General features: G+C 50.6%; 5 protein-coding genes. 4 read left to right on the top strand and 1 reads right to left on the bottom strand.

What is annotated here, in order from left to right; genetic code table 11:
- From C7A19_RS14695 to pstB, 4 genes are all read left to right on the top strand, one after another.
- On the top strand, nt 1-650 hold a 650-nt coding region (locus tag C7A19_RS14695), incomplete at its 5' end, for a substrate-binding domain-containing protein (protein ID WP_201264103.1).
- 66 nt (nt 651-716) lie between these two features.
- Entirely contained in the window at nt 717-2099 is a 1383-nt protein-coding gene (gene pstC / locus C7A19_RS14690) for a phosphate ABC transporter permease subunit PstC (protein WP_069362254.1), read from the top strand.
- Nucleotides 2092-3396 carry a phosphate ABC transporter permease PstA gene (pstA, locus tag C7A19_RS14685; RefSeq protein WP_077486915.1) on the top strand — a complete coding sequence of 435 codons (1305 nt, stop codon included), beginning with the start codon at nt 2092-2094 and terminating at the stop codon, nt 3394-3396. The genes pstC and pstA overlap by 8 nt, the downstream gene beginning before the upstream one ends.
- Before the next feature lie 133 nt (nt 3397-3529).
- Nucleotides 3530-4282, top strand: a complete 753-nt coding sequence (gene pstB / locus C7A19_RS14680; protein WP_218089801.1) for a phosphate ABC transporter ATP-binding protein PstB — start codon at nt 3530-3532, stop codon at nt 4280-4282.
- Here the strand turns inward: pstB and C7A19_RS15795 are convergent.
- Nucleotides 4263-4452 (bottom strand): hypothetical protein (locus tag C7A19_RS15795; RefSeq protein ID WP_235614323.1); only part of this gene is annotated, 190 nt, incomplete at its 5' end. The genes pstB and C7A19_RS15795 overlap by 20 nt on opposite strands.

The following is a 4452-nucleotide window of genomic DNA, read 5'->3' as shown; positions in this document are numbered from 1 at the left end:
TGAAAGAGATCTACACCGCGCTCGCCAAAACCGTGCCAGACGGTAACGGCAATTTCATTGATAACCCAAATGACACGTGGAAAGACGTGAATTCATCACTGCCTAACACCAAAATTGAAGTGCTAGGTCCACCACCAACATCAGGTACACGTGACGCCTTTGTTGAGCTAGCCATGGAAGCGGGCTGTGCCGAATACCCAGAAGTGGCCGCGCTTGAAGACAGCAACGAAGACAAATTTAAAGCGATTTGTCATGGCATGCGTGAAGACGGTGCTTTCATCGAAGCGGGTGAGAACGACAACCTTATCGTACAAAAGCTTGAAGCAAGCCCAGACGCACTTGGCATCTTCGGTTACAGCTTCCTAGAGCAAAACGCAGACAAAGTACAAGGCTCAAAAATCTCGGGTGTTGAACCAACGTTTGACGCGATTGGTAGCGGTGACTACCCCGTATCACGCTCACTGTACTTCTACGTGAAAAAAGCACACGAAGACGTGATTCCAGGTCTGAAAGACTACGTAAGCGCATTCACTGCTGAAGATGCAATCGGCAACATGGGTTACTTGGCTGACCGTGGCCTTATCCCACTCGACAACGGTGAATGGAAACAAGTACGCAGCGCCGCAGTTGACCTAAAACCAAACCTGTAAGCGCAGTGTGAACACGAAAAGGTGGCACACATGAGGTGCCACCTTTGTGCGTGTTCAGGAGGAACAATGACAACACCCATGCTGATGACCGTAATTGCTGTCATTGCAATTTCAGGCTTTTTTATTGCTCGAGCACGCTCAATCAAGCTCGCCGATACGGCTGGCGGATTGAGTAAGCTTCATTCTCGTCCTAATTATTACGGCTCTTATGTCGCGATTCTCGCGGCTATTCCGGCACTGGTTCTCTTATTGTTGTGGCAAGCGGTAGAACCCAACTTGATCCACAGTTTGGTGATGGCACAACTATCTGATTCGTATGTCACGCAGTTCGGCAACGCCGACTTGCTATACAGTCAGATTGGCAACGTCGCTCGTGGCATCACCCAAACTGACGATGCTGTCTTGTTGGCAGCGGCTGACCATTATCAAATGTTGAACCAACTGGGAACGACGTTGCGTTTCACCGCCATGACATCGCTTGCATTAGCGGGGTTGGCCTTTGGCTGGCGCTCTCTGCGATTACGTCTTCGCGCTCGAAATCGCGTGGAAAATGTGATGCAGGCTTTTTTGCTGCTTTGTTCAACACTCGCGATTTTAACCACACTGGGCATTGTGCTCTCGGTGTTGTTTGAGGCGTTGCGCTTTTTCCAAATGATCCCAGTCACTGAATTTATCTTTGGTACTGAGTGGTCACCGCAAATTGCCTTACGTGCAGACCAACAAGCGGCCAGTGGCTCATTTGGTGCGATTCCGCTGTTTACCGGCACCTTGATGATCTCGTTTATCGCCATGTGCATTGCGGCACCAGTCGGATTGATGAGTGCGATCTACTTGGCCGAATATGCATCGCCGCGTATACGGGGTATCGTCAAACCAATTTTGGAGATCCTGGCAGGTATTCCAACCGTGGTTTATGGCTTCTTTGCCGCATTGGTGGCCGCACCCTTTATCCGTGATGTGGCACAAGCGATCGGCTTTAGCAGCGCGTCGTCAGAGAGTGCACTGGCTGCCGGTGCGGTGATGGGGATCATGATTATTCCTTTTGTGTCGTCATTATCAGACGATGTGATCACTGCTGTACCGCAATCGCTACGTGATGGCTCGTATGGACTGGGCGCGACGCCGTCAGAAACGGTTCGCAAGGTTGTTTTACCGGCTGCATTACCCGGCATTGTGGGTGGCTTATTGCTGGCTGTTTCACGTGCAATTGGCGAAACCATGATTGTCGTAATGGCGGCGGGTCTGTCGGCTAACCTAACGGCTAATCCACTTGACTCAGTGACCACAGTGACGGTGCAAATTGTCACGCTTCTTGTGGGTGACCAAGAATTTGATAGTCCAAAAACCTTGGCGGCGTTTGCTTTGGGTCTGACCTTATTTGTTGTGACACTGGCACTTAACGTGATTGCGTTGAACATCGTGAAGAAATACCGGGAACAATATGACTGATAAAATCGAACAACTGGCGCAAGAAAAGCGCGCAAGGGTAAGGGCCAGCTTAGCAAAGCGCCGCGGGAAAGAAGGACGTTTCCGTTTTTACGGTATCGGCTCTATTTTCCTTGCGTTTACCTTCTTGGTTCTATTGCTCGGCTCGATCGTCTCGCAAGGCTACACCGCTTTCTACACCACAGAAATTCGCTTGACCGTTGATTTAAGCGAAGAAAACCTAGGTATTGAAGGCAAGCCATTAAATGATGAGACCCTTAAATACCTGGGCTATCGCTCAGTATTGGCAGATGCCATTTTTGATGCCATGCCCGAGGTGACATCGCGTGGCGACAAACGTGAGCTGTTCCGTTTTCTGTCTAACGGTGCCGAGTACGACTTGCGCGATCGCGTGGCAGCCAATCCTGACTTGGTGGGGCAAGAGGTTGAAATTTGGGCACTCGCGGGCGATAACGTCAATCAGTTTAACAAAGGCAATATCGATGGCAGCTTGCCGGAGTCTTATCGCCAGTTTAAAGATAAACACATTGGTTGGTTCAACCAGCTAAAAGAGGACGATCGTGTTCGCACCGTGTTTAACTCGCGCTTTTTCACCAATGGTGACAGCCGTGATGCTGAGCTTGCCGGGATCTGGGGCGCGACCGTGGGCTCTTTCTATACGCTGCTGGTGACACTGGCATTAAGCTTCCCCATTGGGGTGGCGGCCGCGATTTACTTAGAAGAGTTCGCACCACGTAATCGCATTACTGAGATTATTGAAATTAACATCAATAACTTGGCAGCGGTACCGTCGATCGTGTTTGGTTTGCTGGGCTTAGCCGTGTTCCTCAACTTTGCCGATCTACCGCGTTCTGCGCCCGTTGTGGGCGGTTTGGTCCTGACACTGATGACACTGCCAACCATCATTATCTCGAGCCGCGCATCTATTAAAGCGGTACCGCCATCGGTACGTGATGCCGCCTTGGGTGTCGGCGCATCAAAAATGCAAATGGTGATTCACCATGTATTGCCGCTTGCCATGCCTGGCATGCTCACCGGCACCATTATCGGCATGGCGCAAGCGCTGGGCGAAACCGCGCCGCTGCTGATGATTGGTATGGTGGCCTTTATCGTGGATATCCCCTCAGGGCCCCTAGATGCCGCCACTGCGTTACCTGTTCAAATTTATTTATGGGCAGAGAATCCTGAAAAGGGCTTTGTCGAAAACACCTCTGGCGCAATCATGGTATTGCTGGCATTCCTTGCCCTTATGAATGCCTGTGCCGTGATTCTGCGTAAGCGTCTTGAACGACGCTGGTAAGTCGGGAGAAACAACCATGACGACGACAACAATGAACAACTTAGCCATGACTGAAGAAGTAGCAGAAACCACGCCGCAAAATACGGCGGCACCGACTGAAACGTGTGGTGTGCCTTTTGTAGAGAGCCCACGTATGACGGCTCGTAATGTCTTTGTGAATTACGAAAACGGCTCAAAATCAGCGATCACCGATGTCAGCTTGGATATTGGTGAAAAAGAAGTCTTGGCGATGATTGGTCCATCAGGCTGTGGTAAGTCTACCTTCTTGCGCTGTCTCAACCGCATGAACGACACCATTCCTGGCTGCCAAGTGTCGGGTGATATTATTTTGGATGGCGAAGATATCTATCATCGCGACACCGAAATTGTGGAGCTTCGCTCGCAAGTGGGCATGGTATTCCAGCGTCCTAACCCGTTCCCGAAATCGGTTTACGATAATGTGGCATATGGCCCACGTATCCATGGCTTGATTGACGGCAAAGACGAGCTGGATGCATTGGTTGAGCAATCACTTACGCGCGCAGGGCTTTGGAACGAAGTGAAAGATCGTCTCGATCAACCAGCAACAGGTCTATCAGGCGGCCAGCAGCAGCGTCTGTGTATCGCACGTACCATTGCGGTCGCGCCGGAAGTGATCTTGATGGATGAGCCTTGTTCGGCGCTAGACCCGATTGCCACCGGTATCATTGAAGAGCTGATTGCCGATCTGAAGAAAAACTTCAGCATCGTGATCGTCACACACTCGATGCAGCAAGCGGCACGAGTGTCTGACCGCACCGCCTACTTCCACCTTGGTGACTTGGTTGAAGTCAACAGCACACAAAAAGTCTTTAATGACCCTGAGCACAAACTGACCTCTGATTACATCAACGGTCGATTTGGCTAAATAAACGGCGGGGCAAAGGAGAGAAAAGCGCTGAAAACAGGCTTTTGCTGATAAAATCAGCACTTAAGTGCGAAAAAGTAAAAATGGACTTTACATCGCTCTGAGCTGCCTCTAGTATACGCCCCGTTCCGGAGAGATGGCTGAGTGGTTGAAAGCACCGGTCTTGAAAA

Source organism: Salinivibrio sp. HTSP (genome assembly GCF_003390965.1).
In the GTDB taxonomy this organism is placed as follows: Bacteria; Pseudomonadota; Gammaproteobacteria; order Enterobacterales; family Vibrionaceae; genus Salinivibrio; species Salinivibrio kushneri.
Note: the sequence above shows the minus strand (reverse complement) of the source record. Positions and strands in the feature narration are given on the sequence as shown.

Excerpts from the sequence above, each read along its gene's own strand:
- pstB (WP_218089801.1), top strand. The coding sequence starts at position 3,530 with ATGACGGCTCGTAATGTCTTTGTGAATTACGAAAACGGCTCAAAATCA.
- pstC (WP_069362254.1), top strand. The coding sequence starts at position 717 with ATGACAACACCCATGCTGATGACCGTAATTGCTGTCATTGCAATTTCA.
- pstA (WP_077486915.1), top strand. The coding sequence starts at position 2,092 with ATGACTGATAAAATCGAACAACTGGCGCAAGAAAAGCGCGCAAGGGTA.